17 protein-coding genes and 1 tRNA gene are annotated in these 17,919 nt (G+C 67.2%); 13 read left to right on the top strand and 5 right to left on the bottom strand.

All coding sequences use genetic code 11. The features are described from left to right. Nucleotides 1-8 precede the first annotated feature (8 nt). Nucleotides 9-956 carry an acetyl-CoA carboxylase carboxyltransferase subunit alpha gene (locus IE187_RS04010; RefSeq protein WP_189675186.1) on the top strand — a complete coding sequence of 316 codons (948 nt, stop codon included), beginning with the start codon at nt 9-11 and terminating at the stop codon, nt 954-956. A gap of 223 nt (nt 957-1,179) precedes the next feature. Here the strand turns inward: IE187_RS04010 and IE187_RS04005 are convergent, their stop codons facing one another. Together IE187_RS04005 and IE187_RS04000 are read right to left on the bottom strand one after the other, a co-directional pair. Beyond that, nucleotides 1,180-1,353, bottom strand: a complete 174-nt coding sequence (locus IE187_RS04005) for a Flp family type IVb pilin (RefSeq protein ID WP_133189146.1) — start codon at nt 1,351-1,353, stop codon at nt 1,180-1,182. Nucleotides 1,354-1,473: 120 nt separating this feature from the next. Further along, complete coding sequence (locus IE187_RS04000; RefSeq protein WP_189675185.1) at nt 1,474-1,668, bottom strand: Flp family type IVb pilin; 195 nt, start codon at nt 1,666-1,668, stop codon at nt 1,474-1,476. Between the two features lie 55 nt (nt 1,669-1,723). Here IE187_RS04000 and IE187_RS03995 point away from each other — a divergent pair, with 55 nt between their 5' ends. Then, nucleotides 1,724-2,161, top strand: coding sequence for a (deoxy)nucleoside triphosphate pyrophosphohydrolase (locus IE187_RS03995; RefSeq protein ID WP_189675184.1), 438 nt, complete (start codon nt 1,724-1,726; stop codon nt 2,159-2,161). Nucleotides 2,162-2,200: 39 nt separating this feature from the next. On the opposite strand, the gene IE187_RS03990 is transcribed toward IE187_RS03995, so the two are convergent. Further along, nucleotides 2,201-2,274, bottom strand: a tRNA-Cys gene (locus tag IE187_RS03990). 198 nt (nt 2,275-2,472) lie between these two features. On the opposite strand from IE187_RS03990, the gene IE187_RS03985 reads away from it, so the two are divergent. From IE187_RS03985 to IE187_RS03970, 4 genes are all read left to right on the top strand, one after another. Beyond that, nucleotides 2,473-3,138 (top strand): protein-L-isoaspartate O-methyltransferase family protein, encoded by a 666-nt coding sequence (locus IE187_RS03985; RefSeq protein ID WP_189675183.1) that lies wholly within the window; start codon nt 2,473-2,475, stop codon nt 3,136-3,138. Nucleotides 3,139-3,158: 20 nt separating this feature from the next. Beyond that, complete coding sequence (locus IE187_RS03980; RefSeq protein WP_165954490.1) at nt 3,159-4,670, top strand: TolC family outer membrane protein; 1,512 nt, start codon at nt 3,159-3,161, stop codon at nt 4,668-4,670. 61 nt (nt 4,671-4,731) lie between these two features. Then, nucleotides 4,732-5,205 carry a DUF2497 domain-containing protein gene (locus IE187_RS03975; protein WP_229839215.1) on the top strand — a complete coding sequence of 158 codons (474 nt, stop codon included), beginning with the start codon at nt 4,732-4,734 and terminating at the stop codon, nt 5,203-5,205. Between the two features lie 58 nt (nt 5,206-5,263). Beyond that, complete coding sequence (locus tag IE187_RS03970) at nt 5,264-7,345, top strand: S9 family peptidase (protein WP_189675181.1); 2,082 nt, start codon at nt 5,264-5,266, stop codon at nt 7,343-7,345. A 21-nt stretch (nt 7,346-7,366) separates the two neighbouring features. On the opposite strand, the gene IE187_RS03965 is transcribed toward IE187_RS03970, so the two are convergent. Then, nucleotides 7,367-7,774 carry an MAPEG family protein gene (locus IE187_RS03965; protein ID WP_133189141.1) on the bottom strand — a complete coding sequence of 136 codons (408 nt, stop codon included), beginning with the start codon at nt 7,772-7,774 and terminating at the stop codon, nt 7,367-7,369. A gap of 120 nt (nt 7,775-7,894) precedes the next feature. Here IE187_RS03965 and IE187_RS03960 point away from each other — a divergent pair, with 120 nt between their 5' ends. The 7 genes from IE187_RS03960 (at nt 7,895) to IE187_RS03930 (ending at nt 17,331) form a co-directional block, all read left to right on the top strand. Then, nucleotides 7,895-8,443, top strand: a complete 549-nt coding sequence (locus IE187_RS03960) for a hypothetical protein (protein ID WP_133189140.1) — start codon at nt 7,895-7,897, stop codon at nt 8,441-8,443. Between the two features lie 199 nt (nt 8,444-8,642). Next, a complete protein-coding gene (locus tag IE187_RS03955; protein WP_189675180.1) occupies nt 8,643-11,429 on the top strand; it encodes a valine--tRNA ligase in 2,787 nt (928 codons plus the stop codon). Nucleotides 11,430-11,555: 126 nt separating this feature from the next. Beyond that, nucleotides 11,556-13,007: an MATE family efflux transporter gene (locus tag IE187_RS03950; protein ID WP_189675179.1), complete on the top strand. Its 1,452-nt coding sequence runs from the start codon at nt 11,556-11,558 to the stop codon at nt 13,005-13,007. 49 nt (nt 13,008-13,056) lie between these two features. Next, the gene (gene hemB / locus IE187_RS03945; protein WP_189675178.1) at nt 13,057-14,049 is read left to right on the top strand and encodes a porphobilinogen synthase; all 993 of its coding nucleotides are present in this window, start codon (nt 13,057-13,059) and stop codon (nt 14,047-14,049) included. Continuing rightward, the gene (locus IE187_RS03940) at nt 14,046-14,591 is read left to right on the top strand and encodes a GNAT family N-acetyltransferase (protein WP_189675177.1); all 546 of its coding nucleotides are present in this window, start codon (nt 14,046-14,048) and stop codon (nt 14,589-14,591) included. Before hemB ends, IE187_RS03940 begins: the two co-directional genes overlap by 4 nt. Beyond that, a complete protein-coding gene (locus tag IE187_RS03935) occupies nt 14,588-15,118 on the top strand; it encodes a GNAT family N-acetyltransferase (RefSeq protein WP_189675176.1) in 531 nt (176 codons plus the stop codon). Before IE187_RS03940 ends, IE187_RS03935 begins: the two co-directional genes overlap by 4 nt. Then, nucleotides 15,115-17,331, top strand: a complete 2,217-nt coding sequence (locus tag IE187_RS03930; RefSeq protein WP_189675175.1) for a spermidine synthase — start codon at nt 15,115-15,117, stop codon at nt 17,329-17,331. The genes IE187_RS03935 and IE187_RS03930 overlap by 4 nt, the downstream gene beginning before the upstream one ends. Here the strand turns inward: IE187_RS03930 and IE187_RS03925 are convergent. Beyond that, the gene (locus IE187_RS03925; protein ID WP_189675174.1) at nt 17,328-17,849 is read right to left on the bottom strand and encodes a hypothetical protein; all 522 of its coding nucleotides are present in this window, start codon (nt 17,847-17,849) and stop codon (nt 17,328-17,330) included. The two genes, IE187_RS03930 and IE187_RS03925, sit on opposite strands and share 4 nt — an antisense overlap. Nucleotides 17,850-17,919 lie beyond the last annotated feature (70 nt).

The following is a 17,919-nucleotide window of genomic DNA, read 5'->3' as shown; positions in this document are numbered from 1 at the left end:
CGCTGGCTATGGCAAGTTTCCTCGATTTCGAAAAACCGATCGCTGAGCTTCAGAGCCGGATCGACGAGCTGCGCGAGACCGCGTCCGAAGGGACGGTCGATATCGGCGCGGAAGTCGGCAGGCTGCAGGCAAAGTCCGACAAGCTGCTGCGCGACACCTATTCCAGGCTAACCCCGTGGCAGAAGGCGCAAGTCGCGCGCCACGGCGAGCGGCCGCACTTCAAGAACTATGTCGCTGGCCTGTTCGAGGATTTCATGCTGCTCGCGGGCGACCGCGCGTTCGGTGACGATCAGGCGATCCTCGGCGGCTTTGCGACGTTTCGCGGGCGCCGTATCCTGGTGATCGGTCATGAGCGCGGCGACGATACCGCGAGCCGGCTCAAGCACAATTTCGGGATGGGCAAGCCTGAGGGCTATCGCAAGGCGATTCGCCTGATGCAGCTCGCCGACCGCTTCGGCCTGCCCGTCGTGACGCTGGTCGACACCAACGGCGCGTTTCCCGGCATCCAGGCCGAGGAGCGCGGGCAAGCCGAGGCGATCGCGCGCTCGACCGAGGCGTGCCTTGCGCTCGGCGTGCCGATGGTCGCGGCGGTGGTCGGCGAGGGCGGTTCGGGCGGCGCGATCGCGCTGGCGGCCGGCAATATCGTGATGATGTTCGAACATGCGATCTACGCGGTGATTACGCCCGAGGGCTGCGCGTCGATCCTGTGGCGTACCGCCGACAAGGCGCCGGAAGCGGCCGAGGCGATGAAGATCACGGCGCAGGACCTCAAGGGTCTGGGCGTCATCGACACGATCGTTCCCGAGCCGCTTGGCGGTGCGCAGCGCGATCCGGCCACGGCGATCGCTGCGCTCGGCGATGCGATCGAGGCGGCGTTGATCAAGCTCGACGGCAAGAGTCCGGCCGAACTGCGCCGCAGCCGGCGCGAGAAGTTCCTGGCGATGGGGCGGCTCTAAGCCGCTCCGCCGCTTGCCGGATCAAGCGGACTTCGCAATTCCGAAATCTTGGTGAAGGTCGTCACGCGCTGATGGCTGAACTCCTTGCATCACGGCGACGGCTATCCGCGCCGCGATGCGTGCGGATTCGGTCGCAGACGCGGCGTTTGCAGGGCGCGCACGCGAAAACGGGCGGCAAGACCATCGTCTTGCCGCCCGTCTGTCGTCACGTAAGCGCTAAAGCTTACTTGGCAGCCGAACCCAGCGTACCCGACACGTTGGTGAACGTGGTCTTGAGCGAGTTGCCCAGGCCCTGCATCGCGGCGATGGCAGCGACGGCGATCAGCGCGGCGATCAGGCCGTATTCGATTGCGGTGGCGCCCTTGGAGTTCTTGATGAAATTGCGGATCGTCTTCATGATTTCGGTCTCCGTGGATAAGTGCTTCAGTACCCGGTCGGACCGGAGTGCCGGGCCAACACAGCTTGTGTAGAAGGCCAGAGTTGATAAAAGTTTAAGGCGACCGGTGGCGTTTGCGGGTCAGTTCGCTGGGGTCGCGGCGCCCGCGCTGCTGACCTTGGTGTTGACGTTGGCCCACATGCCGATGGTGGTATTGGCGAGCTGCGTGAACGACGCGATCAGCGCGATCACGACGAGCGCGGCGATCAGCCCATATTCGATAGCGGTGCCACCCCGGCGGTCGCCAAGCAGAGATTTCAGCAGTCGGATGATCATGGCGATACTCTCCGAGCCAGGTTCCGGCGTTTTGATACCTAAGGATGATTAACGAATGTCTAAACCTTTGGGCGCGGGCGAGACGGCCCCGCTGATGCCGGTGGTTGCGGCAGCGTTGATCGATCGCGACGGGCGCGTGCTGGTGCAGCTGCGGCCGCCCGGCAAGGCGATGGCGGGGCTGTGGGAGTTTCCCGGCGGGAAGGTCGAGCCGGGCGAGACACCCGAGGCGGCGCTGGTGCGCGAGCTCGAGGAGGAATTGGGGATCGTCGTTGCGCAAGACGCGCTGGCGCCGCTGACCTTTGCCAGCGCGGCGTTGCCCGGACGCCATTTGCTGCTGCTGCTCTATGTCTGCCGCGTATGGGGCGGGGTGCCGCAAGCGCTCGATGCGACCGCGCTCGCGTGGCACGCACCAGCGGCACTGCGCGACCTGGCGATGCCGCCGGCCGACCTGCCGTTCATCGCTGCGCTCGAGGATATCGGGGACGACCGCTAGGATCGTCGCGCCTGCCGCGCCGCGGGGCAGGAAAGAATATGGAGGCCCGACCGGGAATCGAACCCGGGTGCGAGGATTTGCAGTCCTCTACGTCACCACTCCGCCATCGGGCCACGAGACGCTGTGGGGCGTTTCGGGGAGGCGCGCTGATGCAGGGGCGCACGCGCGCTGTCAACCGCGGGCGTGCAAAAATGCCGCTACGCGTCGCTTGGCGTAGCCTTTCCATCACGATAGAAGCGAGCGCAGCAAACGAGTGTATTGCACAGCTACAACAGTTGTGCAAAGCTGGTATCCGACAAGGGTGTGGTTCGATGACAGTGACGACGCAGGATTCCGAGATGGTGGCGATGCGCCACGCAATGGTGGCCAGCCAGCTGCGCACCAATGCGGTGAGCGATGCGCGCGTGGTGGCAGCGATGGACAGCGTCCCGCGCGAAGCCTTCGTCCCCGCCGACGCGCAGGCGATCGCGTATCGCGATACCGCGGTGCCGCTCGGCCATGGCCGAGCGCAGAACGTGCCGATCGCGACCGGGCGCCTGCTGACCCAGGCCGAACTGCGCGCGACCGACCGCGTGCTGCTCGTCGGCGCGGCGGGCGGCTATACCGCGGCGGTGCTGTCGCATCTCGTGGATTCGGTCGTCGCGCTCGAATGCGAGCCGGCGCTGGCGGCAGCGGCGCGCACGGCCCTGGGCGATATCACCAACGTGACCGTGGTCGAGGGTCCGCTCGAGGCGGGCCACGCTGCCGGCGCGCCGTACGACGTGCTCGTCATCGACGGCGCGGTCGAGGCAGTGTCCGACGCTTTGGTTGCGCAAGTCGCGATCGGCGGGCGGGTCGTCACGGGGATCGCCGATCGCGGCGTGACGCGGCTGACCTCGGGCCGCAAGACCGCAGGCGGCTTTGCGCTGCTCGACTTTGCCGACATCGATTGCGTTCCGCTGCCGGGCTTCTCGCGGCCGCGCTCCTTCACGTTCTGATCAGAAAGACACGCCGAGCCATGCGCGCACTCTTTTTCGTCACCGGTACAGCGCTGCTCGCTCTGGTCGCAGCACCGCTGTCGGCGGAAACGCTGCGCGAGGCCTTGGTCAAGGCGTACAACACCAACCCGACGCTCGCCGCGCAACGCGCGAGCCAGCGCGGGGTGGACGAAAACGTGCCGATCATCCGGTCGCAGGGGCTGCCCGGCGTCCAGCTGCAAAGCACCTACACCGAGAATGTCGTGAAGGCGGCGAACAGCTTCGTCTCGCCCGATCGCCAGGCCGGGGCGAGCGTGACGCTCGCGGTACCGATCTACAGCGGCGGCGCGGTCCGCAACGGCATTCGCGCCGCACAGACGCGAGTCGAGAGCGGGCAGCTGAGCTTGCGCGGGACCGAGGCGAGCTTGTTCACCACCGTGGTCGGCGCGTATATGGACGTGATCCGCGACGAGGCGATCGTCGGACTCAACACGCAGAACGTCCGTGTGCTCGAGGTCAACCTTCAAGCCAGCCGCGATCGGTTCCAGGTCGGCGACCTGACCCGCACCGACGTCGCGCAATCCGAGGCGCGTCTCGCGGTCGCCCGCAGCCAGCTGCAATCGTCGCAAGCGCAGCTGATCACCAGCCGCGAGAGCTATATCCGCTTCGTCGGCACCGAGCCTGGCCGGCTCGACACGCCGCCCGACCTGCCCAATCTGCCGGCCGAACCCGATGTCGCAGTCGATGTCGCGTTGAAGAACAATCCGACCTTGCTCGCGGCGGCCAAGGCGCGCGATGCGGCGGGCTATGACATTGGCGTTGCACGCGCCAACCGCTTGCCGACGGTCGCGGTCAATGTTGGCGGCAACTATTATAATTATCTCGGCTCGCTCGGTTCGGGCACGGGGGTTGCGGTCCGACAGAGCGGGAAGGCGGCCACCGTCGGGCTCGGGCTGACGATGCCCTTATATCAGGGCGGCCGCCCCGCCGCGCAGATTCGCCAGGCGCAAGACGCGCGCGTGCGCGCGATCGAGCAAGTGACCGAGACCGAGCGCGGCGTCATCGCGCAGGCGCGGTCGGCCTATGCGGTGTGGAAATCCTCGCTCGAGACGATCGCGTCGAGCGAAGTCGCGGTCAACGCCAACAAGCTCTCGCTCGAGGGCGTCCGCGCCGAGAACAGCGTCGGCAACCGCACGATTCTCGACATCCTCAACGCCGAGCAGGAATTGCTCAACTCGCAGGTCACGCTCGTTACGGCGCAGCGCGACGCCTATGTCGCGGGCTTCGCCTTGCTCGCGGCGATGGGGGAGGCGGAAGCGCGCAATCTCGGGCTCGACGGCGGTCCGCTCTACGATCCGGTCGCACACTATACCAGCGTGCGGCACCGGATCTGGGACTGGTCGTCGGATCCGGACCCGGCGGTCACCGGCACGCGGACCAACGCGACGCGTCCGCAGACCGCGAAGATGACGCAACCGCTCGACCCAATTCTCGAAGCGCCGGTTGACAGAAGCGCGCCGATCACTGCAGGTAATGCGACGAAGAACCGTTAACCATCGGATCTACGCACAAACTAGGAATGCGGTAATGGGTGATCTGAGCGCGGAGCCATCGATGGAAGACATCCTTTCGTCGATCAAGCGCATCATCGCCGAGGAAAACGACGCGACGCCGGGCCGCAGCAAGCGCCCGCCGCGTGCGCTGCCGCCGCGCTCCGAAGCGGAACCCTTCGATCACGACATCCTCGAGCTGAGCGAGCCCGTCCATGAGCCGGAATATGCACGCGAGCCTGCCCCCCGTCCGGCGGCGGAGCCTGTAGCGGTGGCCGCCAAGCCTGCGCCGGCGTCGGTCGCGCCCGAACCGAGCCCCGAATCGCTGCTGTCGGCGCGCACCGCCGAAGCCTCGCGCAGCCCGCTCGACGCGCTGTCGCGGCTCGTCGTCAAGCCCGAGGTGACCGGATCGGACACGCTCGAGGGCGTGGTGCGCGAGATGTTGCGACCGATGCTGCGCGACTGGCTCGACGCCAATCTCCCGACGATGGTCGAGGCGATGGTTGCGCGCGAGATCGATCGGATCACGGGGAAGTAAGACCTGTCCGCTTAGACCCGATTGCGGCGGCAGCTGCGTTCTGCTGTAACCTGCCGCCATGAAGATGCTTCTTGCCGCGACCGCCTTGAGCGCCGCTTTCGTCGCTGCTCCCGCAGCTGCCCGCCAACTCACGATCGACGACGTCGTCGCGCTGTCGCGCGTTTCGGCGCCTGCGGTTTCGCCCGACGGGCGCTGGCTCGTATGGCAGCAGCGCGAGACCGACCTGTCGATCGACGGCGGGCGCTTCGACCTGTGGCGGCTCGATCTCGCGCGTAAGGGCGCTGCGCCCGAGCGGCTTGCCGCCGAGGCCGAGGTCAATGAGACCGCACCGCAATTCTCGCACGACGGGCGGACGGTCTATTTCCAGTCGGACAAGGGCGGCGATGACGCGGTCTGGTCGATCGGCATCGCGGGCGGCACGGCGACGCGGCTGACGCAATTCAAGGGCGGGATGGGCGGCTTCAAGGTCTCGCCGCAGGACGACAAACTGCTCGTCTGGGCGGATCGCCGTCCCGGCGCGCCGAGCCTCGAGCCGGCGATGGTCAAGAAGGACGCCAACGCCGGCAACGGTCGCGTGTACGACCAGATGTTCGTGCGGCATTGGGCGAGCTGGTCAGACGGGACGCGCTCGCAGCTGTTCGTCCTGCCGCTTACGCCGAGCGGCGCTACGGGGAACGGCGTTCCGATCGAGGGCGCGCTCGTCGGCGATGCACCGTCCAAGCCGTTCGGCGGCGGCGAGGAAGTGTCGTGGAGCGCCGACGGCAAGACCGTCTTCTTCGCGCTGCGCGAGGCGGGGCGGATCGAGCCGCTGTCGACCAATCTCGATATCTTCGCGGCGCCCGCGGATGGGTCGGCCGCGCCGACCAACCTGACTGCGGCGAACACGGGGACCGACACCTTTCCGACGGTGTCGCCCGATGGCAAATCGCTCGCCTGGGTCGCGATGAAGCGCGCGGGCTATGAAGCGGACCGGCAAGTGCTGATGCTGCGCGATCTGGCGAGCGGGCAGGTCCGCGCGCTGACGCAGGATTGGGATCGCTCGATCGGGTCGATCGCGTGGTCGCCCGACAGCAAGACGATCCTCGTCACCGCCGAGGACACGCAGGAGAATCCGATCTGGTCGGTCTCGCCGGTCAGCGGCAAGGTCAAGCGGCTGACGCAGGCAGGCAACGTCACGGCGGTGCTGCCGACCGCGAGCGGCGTGGTGTTCGCGATGAATTCGCTGACCTCGCCTGATGATTTCTACCGGCTCACGGGCACCAAGGCCGCGCGGCTGACCGGGGTCAACGCGACCAAGCTCGCCGGCATCGACATGCCGAGCGTGACCAAGTTCAGCTTCACTGGTGCGAACGCCGACACGGTATGGGGCTATGCGGTCAAGCCTGCGGGCAGCACCGGGAAGGTCCCCGTCGCGTACATGGTGCATGGCGGCCCGCAGGGGTCGAGCAACAACAGCTGGTCGTATCGCTGGAACCCGGCGGTGTTCGCGGGCGCTGGCTATGGCCTCGTCGCGGTCGATTTCCATGGGTCGACTGGGTACGGCCAGGCCTTCACCGATGCGATCCGGGGAAATTGGGGCGGGTGGCCGCTCGAGGATCTGCAGAAGGGCCTTGCCGCAGCAACGTCCAAGTTCTCCTGGCTCGACGGCGACAATGCCTGCGCGCTCGGCGCCTCCTATGGCGGCTATATGATGAACTGGATCGAGGGCAATTGGCCCGATCGCTTCAAGTGCATCGTCCAGCATGACGGCGTGTTCGACGCGCGCGCGATGGCGTACGAGACCGAGGAGCTGTGGTTCGACGAGTGGGAGCATGGCGGCAAGGCCTATTACGAAGACCCCGCCGCGTTCGAGAAATGGAACCCGGTCAACCATGTAACCGCGTGGAAGACGCCGCAGCTCGTCATCACCTCGGAGGGCGATTATCGCATTCCGTACACGCAGGGCATCGCGGCGTTCACCGCGCTCCAGCGGCGCGAGATTCCGTCGCGGCTGGTGGTGTATCCAGGCGGGAGCCACTGGGTGCAGAAGCCCAATGAGAGCCGCCAATGGTATCGCGAAGTGCTGGGCTGGATGGGGAAATACACCGGCGCCGCGATCGCGCCGCGTCCGGCCGGCACATCCGGCGGGAAGGGCGGCTGACCGCCGCGCCGGCCCGGAGCTTTACCCGAAAAGCGGCGCGACGAGGATCGGCCATAGCATCATCAGCAGTCCGACCACGCTCACAAGGAAGATGAGCGTGCGGACATAGGGCGTGCCGGCGGCGTAGATCGGCAGATAGGCGATCCGCGCGCCAAGCCATACGACGGCGCCGATCGCGGTCCAGCGCGTTTCGATCCCGGTGATGCCGAGCAGCGCAATCGCTGCAACGACGAGCGGGAAGGTTTCGAAGAAATTGCGCTGCGCGCGATCGAGCCGGGCGATGAGCGGCGGCGGTGGTGGCATCGCCGCGTCGCGTGCTCCGGCGTTCCAGGCGGTGCCGTAGAGCTGCGTCTTGAGGACGACCGCGGCGAAGATGTGGACCAGCGCCAGGATACACCCCCAGGCAAGCACGGTGAGTTCGATGCGCATGGCGGCTCCTCGGTTCAATGATGCCGTCACAATGCCGCGTGGCAGCGGATTGTTTCATCTGGCGTTCAGGTTGGTGGAATAGACTTTCCGCCGTCTTCAACCAACCGAGGAAACCATCCGATGACTCCGTTTTCGAAGATCCTTCTCGCCGGGCTGGGCACGTGCGCGCTGGCCGGGAGCGCGATTGCCGCCGAGCGCGCGACGCACGTGATGAACGTCAATCTTCCCGACGGCAGCGTGGCGCAGGTCCGCTATGCCGGGGATACGCCGCCGAAGATCGCGCTGGTGCCGGTCGAGCGCGCGATCCCGGTCGCGCTGATCGAATCGCCGTTCGTCGGGTTCGACCAGATCTTCGCCGACATGGATCGCCAGGCTGCGGCGATGCTGCAGCAAGCGGCCGCGCTGCAGGCGGCGGCACCCACGGGCGGCAAGATCGACCAAGCGGCGCTCAGGGCGATGCCGACAGGGGCGAGCTATTCGTTCACCGCGTACAGCTCGAGCAATGGCGGCTGCACGCAGAGCTATCAAATGACCGCCTACGGCACTGCCGAGCCCAAGGTCGTCTCGCAGAGCAGTGGCGATTGCAGCAAGGCTGGGCAGCTGCAAGCGGCACCCAAGCCGGCCAAGGCGATCGAAGCCCCGAAGACAGTGCCTCACGACGCAGTCTGACCGGGCTGCGCTACCTTCCCCCTCCGTTCGCCCTGAGCGTGTCGACGGGCACCTCTCCACCCGGAACGCCGGACGTCGGGAGGGCAGCGCTTCGACAAGCTCAGCTCGAACGGGGTGGGGGACGACGCGGGAATCTTGTAGGGCGGTCCGTACGGGCCGCCCTTTTCTTTTGCGGCATCGCGGCTAAAGCCTGCAGGCTATGACCGAGCTCTCCAAAACCTTCGACCCCGCCGAACTCGAGCAACGCTGGTACGCGCATTGGGAAACGAACGGGCTGTTCCGCCCCGACCGCCCCGGCGCCGAGCCGTGGACGATCGTCAACCCGCCGCCCAACGTCACGGGCTCGCTGCATATCGGCCATGCGCTCGACAATACGCTGCAGGATATTCTCGCGCGGCATGCGCGGCTGCAGGGCAAGGACGCGCTGTGGGTGGTCGGCACCGACCATGCCGGCATCGCGACGCAGATGGTGGTCGAGCGCCAGATGGCCTCCGCCCAACAGAAGCGCACCGACTTCACTCGCGAAGAGTTTGTCGCGAAGGTGTGGGAATGGAAGGAAGAGAGCGGCGGCGAGATCACGCAGCAGCTCCGCCGGCTCGGCTGCTCGATGGACTGGGCGAACGAGCGCTTCACGATGGACGAGGGCTTCTCCAAGGCCGTGCTGAAGGTGTTCGTCGACCTGCATAAGGAAGGTCTGTTGTATCGCGACAAACGGCTGGTGAACTGGGATCCGGCGTTTCGCACCGCGATCAGTGACCTAGAGGTCGAAACGCGCGAAGTCGCCGGTCATATGTGGCACTTCAAATACCCGCTCGCGGGCGGGGAGACCTATACCTATGTCGAGCGCGATGCCGATGGGCAGGTGGTGGTCGAGGAAGAGCGCGACTATATCGCGATCGCCACCACGCGACCCGAGACGATGCTGGGCGACGGCGCGGTCGCAGTGAATCCGAAGGACGAGCGCTATCGTGCCATCGTCGGCAAACTGTGCGAAATCCCGGTCGGTCCCAAGGAGCATCGCCGCCTGATCCCGATCATCGCCGACGAGTATCCGGACCCTGATTTCGGTTCGGGTGCGGTCAAGATCACAGGCGCGCACGATGCCAATGACTATGGCGTTGCCCAACGCAATGGCATCCCAATGTACCGGCTGATGGACGAGATGGCGGCGATGCGCACCGACGGCGCGCCCTACGAGGAGGCCGCAGCGCGTGCGCGCGAAGTGGCCAGCGGTGCGACCGCCAGCGCAGCCGAGATCGACGCATTGAATTTGGTCCCCGACACCTATCGCGGGCTCGACCGCTATGCGGCGCGCAAGCAGGTGGTGGCGGATATCGACGCCGATGGCCTGATGCTGATGGTCGAGAACAAAACTATTATGCAGCCCTTCGGTGATCGCAGCGGTGTCGTGATCGAGCCGATGCTCACCGACCAATGGTATGTCGATGCGGCGACGCTCGCCAAGCCGGCGATCGAGGCGGTGCGCTCGGGCGCGATCCAAATCGTGCCCAAGACGTGGGAGAAGACCTTCTTCAACTGGATGGAGAACATCCAGCCGTGGTGTGTGTCGCGGCAGCTTTGGTGGGGGCATCGGATCCCGGCGTGGTTCGCCGAGGACGGGTCGATCTACGTCGCGCTGACCGAGGCCGAAGCGCAGGCGCAGGCCGGCGAGGGCGTTGCGCTGCGCCAGGATAGCGACGTGCTCGACACGTGGTTCTCTTCCGCGCTGTGGCCGTTCGCGACGATGGGGTGGCCCGAGGAAACCTCGCCAACGCTGCACGGCCGCTACCCGAACGACGTGCTCATCTCGGGCTTCGACATCCTGTTCTTCTGGGACGCCCGGATGATGATGCAGGGCATCCACTTCATGGGCGATGTGCCGTTCAAGAAGCTCTACCTCCACGGCCTAGTTCGCGCCGCCGACGGCGCGAAGATGTCCAAGTCGAAGGGCAATGTCGTCAACCCGCTCGGGCTGATCGACCAATATGGCGCCGACGCGCTGCGTTTCTTCATGGCGGCGATGGAGAGCCAGGGCCGCGACATCAAGATGGATGAGAAGCGCGTCGAGGGCTATCGCAACTTCGCGACCAAGCTGTGGAACGCGTGCCGCTTCGCGCAGTCGAACGGCATCGTCGCGAGTACGCACATGGAAGCGCCCGCGGCCGAGCTCGCGGTCAACAAGTGGATCATCGCCGAGACGATCGGTTGCGTCCAGGCGGTCGACCTCGCGCTGGCCGATCTGCGCTTCGATGGCGCGGCGAACGCGGTCTATCAGTTCGTGTGGAGCCGCTTCTGCGACTGGTATCTCGAGCTGATCAAGCCGGTGTTCGATGGTGACGAGAAGGGCAGCATCGATCCCGAGAGCAAGCTGGTCGCGGGCTGGGTGATCGACCAGATCCTCGTGCTGCTCCACCCGTTCATGCCGTTCATCACCGAGGAATTGTGGCACGCGATGGGCCCGCGCGAGAACGATCTGATCGTCGCGAAATGGCCGATGGCGGATGCGCGCTCGCTCGATCCGGCGGCGAGCAAGGAGATCGACTGGCTGATCCGATTGGTGTCCGAAATCCGCGCCGCGCGGACCGAGGTCAACATTGCGCCGGGCACGCGGATGCAGATGCATGTGCGGGATGCCGATGCGGAAACGCTCGCGCGGCTCGAGCGGCAGGCGACGGTGATCGCTCGCCTCGCGCGGGCGAGCGTGGTGCAGGATGCGCCCGGTGGTGGCGCGCTGCAGGTGGTGGTCGATGGCGCGACCTTCGTGCTGCCGCTCGAGGGGATCATCGACCTCGCCGTCGAGCGCGAACGGCTGACCAAGGGCATTGCCGCCGCCGCCAAGGAGCGCGATGCGCTCGCCGGACGGCTTGGGAATGCGAGCTTCGTGGAACGCGCGAAGCCCGAGGCGGTTGAGAAGGCGCGCGCCGATCACGCCGAGAAGTCCGCCGAGGCCGAGCGGTTGACGGCGGCGCTCGAGCGGCTGGGCTGAAATCGGATAGTCGTCACCCCGGCCTTGTGCCGGGGTCCACCGTGACACACGAGCGGGCAGCGTTGCTCTCGCGGCACGGTGGACCCCGGCACAAGGCCGGGGTGACGAAGGGGAGTAGAGACGACGATGGCAAGCTCCCCGACGCGCCGCGGTCAGCGCGACCTGACGACCGGGCCGATCGCGCTGACGTTGCTCGCGTTTGCGCTCCCCACGCTCGGATCGAACATCCTCCAGTCGCTCAACGGCTCGATCAACACGATCTGGGTCGGGCGCTTCCTCGGCGAGGGCGCGGTCGCGGCGACCGCCAATGCCAATACGATCATGTTCCTGATGTTCGCGCTCGTGTTCGGCTTCGGCATGGCCTCGACCATCCTGATCGGCCAGAGCATGGGGCGGCGCGATGTCGAGGCGGCGCGCCGCGCGTTCGGCGCGTCGATCGGGCTGGTGATGGGCGGCGCGGTGGTGGTCGCGGCGCTCGGCTGGATCTTCACCCCCGATATCCTGCGCGTGCTGGCGACGCCGCCGAGCGCGATGCCGCTCGCGCTCGCCTATCTGCGCGTGATCTTTCTCGGGCTGCCGGCGTCGATGCTGCTCGTGCTGCTCAGCATGGCGCTGCGCGGGATCGGCGATTCGATCACGCCGCTGTGGTTCACGATGCTCAGCGTGCTGCTCGATAGCGGGTTGAACCCGGTGTTCATCCGCGGCTGGTTCGGAATGCCGGCGATGGGGATTGCCGGCTCGGCGACCGCGACGCTGATCGCGTCGCACGTCGCGGCGTTCGGGCTGCTTGCCTACGTTTATGCGCGCGACCTGCCGATCCGGCTGCGTGGGCACGAGCTGTCCTACCTCATCCCGAGCCTAGCGCTGACTCGAACGATCCTGTCGAAGGGCTTGCCGATGGGCGCGCAGATGCTCGTCATGTCGGTCGCCGCGCTGACGATGACCGGGCTCGTCAACCGCTACGGGATCGAGACGACCGCGGCCTATGCCGTGTCGCTCCAGCTCTGGGGCTATATCCAGATGCCCGCGCTGGCGGTCGGCGCGGCGGTGAGCAGCATGGCGGCGCAGAATATCGGTGCGGGCTTCTGGGACCGGGTCGACCGGATCACACGCGCCGGGCTGATCTTCAGCGCGGTGCTGACCTCGACCATGGTGCTCGCGATCATCGCGTTCGACCGGCCGGTGATGGGGCTGTTCCTCGGCGGCGAGAGCCCGGCGATTGCGATCGCGCGGCATATCCAGGTGCTGGCGAGCTGGAACTTCATCATCTTCGGCATGACGATGGTGCTGTTCTCGACCGTCCGCGCCAACGGGGCGGTGTGGGCGCCGCTGATCATGCTGTTCGTCGCGATGTATCCGGTGCGGATCGGCTTTGCGCTGTTGTGCCAGCCGACGATGGGGGCGGATGCGCTGTGGTGGAGCTTCCCGCTCGGCTCGTGCGCCAATTTCGTGATGGCGCTGTGCTATTATCGCTATGGCGGCTGGCGCAACCAGCGGCTCGTCGTGCCGGCGGAGCGCGCGCAGGAACAGGTGCCGAGCTCGGCCGAACCCGCGGGGCGGCTGCACCCGTCGAGCTAACGCGCAAGACCGCTTGCGCCCGCCCGCGCGAGGTTCCAGAACGCGCAACATGACCGCCCAATATCCAGCGCTTCGCCTTCGTCGTACTCGCGCCTCGGCCTGGAGCCGGCGGCTCTATGCCGAGACGGTGCTGACCCCCGCCGATCTGATCTGGCCGCTGTTCATCGCCGAAGGCACCGGCGTCGAGGAGCCGATCGCATCGCTGCCCGGCGTGTCGCGCTGGTCGGTCGACGGGATTGTCGCCCGCGGGCGTGAAGCGCGCGATCTGGGGATTCCGTGCGTCGCGCTGTTCCCGAATACGCCGGGGCATCTGCGCAGCGCGACGGGCGAGGAAGCGATCAATCCCGACAATTTGATGTGCCGCGCGGTGAAGGCGCTCAAGGATGCGGTCCCCGAAGTGGGCGTGCTGACAGATGTCGCGCTCGATCCCTATACCAGCCACGGGCATGACGGGTTGCTCGACGCGGCAGGTTATGTGCTCAACGACGCGACCTCGGATGCGCTGGTCGCGCAGGCGCTCAACCAGGCGGCGGCGGGGTCGGACATCATTGCCCCTTCGGACATGATGGACGGCCGCATCGGCGCGATCCGTGAGGCGCTCGAGGCTGATGCGCACCACAACGTCCAGATCATGTCCTATGCGGCCAAGTATGCGAGCGCGTTCTACGGCCCGTTCCGCGACGCGGTGGGCTCGCGCGGGCTGCTGAAGGGCGACAAGAAGACCTATCAGATGGACTCGGCCAATGCCGAGGAAGCGCTGCGCGAAGTCGCGCTCGACCTCGCCGAGGGTGCCGACAGCGTGATGGTCAAGCCCGGACTGCCGTATCTCGACATCGTCGCGCGCGTGAAAGCGGCGTTCGAGGTGCCGGTGTTCGCGTATCAGGTGAGCGGCGAATATGCGATGATCGAGGCGGCGGTCGCGGCGGGCGCCGCCGAGCGCGACCCGATGGTGCTCGAGACGCTGATGGCGTTCAAGCGCGCGGGCTGCTCGGGCGTGCTGACCTATCACGCGGCGCACGCGGCGCGCTTGCTGGGCGCGTGAGCGACGCGGTCGTCGAGACCGAGCGGTTGCGGTTGCGCGTCCCCGGACCGGGCGACCGCGCGACGCTGCACGGCTGGTTCGGCGATCCGCAGGTGATGGCCGATCTCGCGCCGGCGATGGATGCAGCGGCGGCCGATGCCGCGATCGCACGGCACGACGGGTATCGTAGCGAAGGCCTCGGCTTCTGGATGGTCGAGCGCAGGCTGGACGGTGTGCCGCTCGGCTTTTGCGGGCTGAAGCGCGGCAACCCCGAAACACCGCTGGCGGGCGCGCTCGAGATTGGCTGGATGTTCGGGCCCGCGCATTGGGGGCAGGGCTATGCACGCGAGGCTGCGGCGGGGGTACTCGCCTGGGCGTGGCCGAACTGCCGCGACGCGCAAATCGGCGCGATTACCGCCCGCGTGAATGTCGCGAGCCAGCGGCTGATGGAGCGGATCGGCATGCACGCCGCGCCCGCGCTCGATTTCGAGCATCCCGCCTTTGCCGAAGGGCACCGGCTGCGCGACAGCGTGGTCTACGTGATCGACCGTCCACGCGCATGATCGAGACGCAGCGCTTGATCCTGCGCGGCTGGCGCGAGCGCGATATCGCGCCGTTGCACGCGATGGGGCAGGACCCCGAGGTGATGCGCTATCTCGGCCCGCCGCTGAGCATCGACGCCGCGCGTGAGGGGCATGACCGGATGGTGGCGTGCCAGGAGGCGCATGGCTACTGCTTCTGGGCGGTCGAACGTCGTGCCGACGGTGCGTTCATCGGATTCTGCGGGATCAAGCCGGGCGACAGCTTCCTCGAGGGCGAAACCGAGATTGCGTGGCGGCTCGCGCGCGATGCGTGGGGGCAGGGCTATGCGCGCGAGGCGGCCGAGGCGAGCCTCGTCTGGGGCTGGGCGAACCTCGCCATTCCACGTGTCACCGCGATCACCGTCCCCGCCAATACGCGCAGCTGGGGGCTGATGGAGCGGCTCGGCATGACACGCGTCGTGGGTGGCGACTTCGACCGTCCTGATCTTGCCGTGGGCGATCCGCTCCGGCGCCACATCCTCTATCGAATCGATCGGCCGACCGCATGACGACCCTCCGAGCTCCCGTGCGCCTTGCCCGGCCGCTGTTCGTGCTGACGATCCTGGCGAGCTCGTTCCTGCTCTTCCTCGTCCAGCCGATGGTCGCGCGGATGGCGCTGCCGCGGCTTGGCGGCGCGCCGGCGGTGTGGAACTCGGCGATGCTCGTCTATCAGGCGCTGCTGCTCGCCGGGTACGGCTATGCGCACTGGCTCGGGCGGATGAACCCACGCGCGCAGGCGATGACGCATCTCGGTGTCTTGCTCGTCGCGGGGTTGTGGCTGCCGATCGGGCTCACCGCGCTCCAGCCGAGCCCGACCGCGCAGCCCGCGATCTGGGTGCCGTGGCTGCTCGGTCTGTCGATCGGGCCGCTGTTCTTCGCGATCTCGGCGCAGGCACCGCTGCTGCAGCGCTGGTTCAGCCTGACGCGGCACGGCGACAATCCGTATGCGCTCTACGCCGCGTCGAACTTCGGGAGCTTTGCCGGGCTGCTGGCCTATCCGCTGTTCGTCGAGCCCGGGCTCGCTCTGTACGGGCAGCGCGTGGTGTGGAGCAGCGGCTATATCCTGGTCGGGCTGCTGGTGGCGCTGTGCGCGGCGACGCTGCCGCGCGGCGGGCCGGTGGCCGATGCTGCACCGCGCGCCACGTCTCCCGCGCCGGGTCGACGACGCGTTGCGCACTGGATCCTGCTGGCGTTCGTGCCGTCGGGGCTGATGCTCGCGACCTCGACGCTGATCACCACCGATATCGTCGCGATGCCGCTGCTGTGGGTGCTCCCGCTCGGGCTGTATCTGCTGAGCTTCACGATCGCGTTTGCGAGCGACCGCACCACTGCCGATATCCAGACGCGAATCGCGCCGATCGCGATGCTGCTGTTCGGCGGATTGCTCGTCGGTGGGATGGCCGGGATGCCGATGCTCGGCGCGATCATGGCGCTGGCGGTGCTGTTCCTCGTCTCGGTCGCGCTCCATACCGCGATGTACCGGCTGCGGCCCGAGCCCGACCGGCTGACCGGGTTCTACCTCGCGATGTCGGTCGGCGGGGCGCTCGGCGGGGTGTTCTCGGCGCTGCTCGCGCCGCTGCTGTTCGACTGGACCTACGAATATCCGATCCTCATCCTCGCCGCGGCGGTGCTGACGCCGCAACGCGCCTTGCTCGGTGTGGTCGCGCGGTTGTGGGACGGCAATGCGCAGCGGCAGCGGATCCTGCTCTATGTTGTGGCGATCGCGGTGGTCGGGCTCGTGGCGCTCGTGCTCACCTATCCCGGCCCGATCGGTCGCCCCGGACCGACGCAGCACATCACGCTGATGGTGATGGTGGCGCTCGGCTTGCTGACGATCGGATCGCGTCGTGCTTTCGCGATTGCCATGTTCGGATCGCTGATCGCATTCGGTGGCTATCACGCGGTGATGATCTCGCTCGAGCCCGATGCGCGGACGCGCAGCTATTTCGGCATCTACACCGTCCGCGGAAACCCGCGCGAACGCGAACTCGCGCACGGCACGACGGTGCACGGCCTGCAGCTGCTCGGCACGCCCGCACGCGAGCGGACCGCGACGACCTATTACGTCCCTGGTGCCGGGATCGGACAGGCGTTGCAGGCGGTCCCGGCGCTGTACGGGCCGGCGGCACGCGTCGGCATCGTGGGTCTGGGGGCAGGGACGGTGGCTTGCTATGCCAAGCCCGGACAGGACTGGCGGTTCTACGAGATCGATCCGGCGATCGTCCGAATCGCGCGGACGCGCTTCAGCTTCCTGTCGCGCTGCCTGCCCGATGCCCCGGTGGTGCTCGGCGATGCGCGGCTCAACCTTGCGCACGCGGCGAGCGGATCGCTCGATTTCCTCGCGCTCGATGCCTTCTCGTCCGATTCGGTGCCGATGCACCTGATGACGCGCGAGGCGTTCGCGAGCTATGCGCGCGTGCTCACGCCGCGCGGGCTGTTGCTGGTGCACATCTCGAACCGCTTCCTCGATCTCGAACCCGTCGTTGCGGGCGCTGCCGAGGTTGGGGGGTGGCACGCCGTCCAGCTCTTCTATCGTCCGCCGCAGGCCAACGCGGCAGGCGCGACCAAGTCGCAATGGGTGGCCTTGTCGCACGACTCCAAGATCATCGCGGCGTTGCAGCGCGGCAACGCGGCATGGGGGGCGGTCCCGGTCCGCGCGGGCTTCACGCCGTGGACCGACGATTATTCGACGATCCTGCCGCTGCTCAAAGGCGTCCGCTAGGCGCTACGCAGCTTTGCCGAGATTGCGGTGATGCGTGTGCTCTGCGCCTCGAGCGCGGCCTGTGCCGCGGTCTGGAGGGTCGCGATCGCGGGATATTCGGGTTTGCCGCCGGTGATGCGGTCCGACGCCATCGTATCGACCGCGGAGAGCGTGGCCGACGTCGTTGCGCGATAACCGTCGAGTTCGGCCAGCGCGGTCTGCGCCGCGATCCAGCGTTCGCCACCGGGCGCGTCACCGCGGGCGGCGTCGGCGAGCCGCTCGGCGCGCGTCGCAGCGGGCGCGAAGTCGGCGCTCGTGCGGTCGAGCGTCTTGCGCAGGTCGGCCAGCGCCGAATCGGTCGAAGGCTCGGGTTCGGCAAGCACGACGGGGGATTCGGGCTCGGCATCGCTGCGCGATTCGATCGCGCGCGGCAGCAGCGAGGGATAGCGCGTCGACGTCTGCGCGGCACATCCTCCGAGAATGAGGGTCACGGCCAGCGCGAAAGCGGCGGGGCGGGCGGGCAAAAGCGGCTGGTTCATCGATAAATTCTCTATGCTGGCAAGAAAGGTGACGCAACGCCCTTGCGTCCCCCGAAAGACGCCGCTAACA

This window comes from Sphingomonas glacialis (genome assembly GCF_014653575.1).
Lineage (GTDB): Bacteria > Pseudomonadota > Alphaproteobacteria > Sphingomonadales > Sphingomonadaceae > Sphingomonas > Sphingomonas glacialis.
Note: the sequence above shows the minus strand (reverse complement) of the source record. Positions and strands in the feature narration are given on the sequence as shown.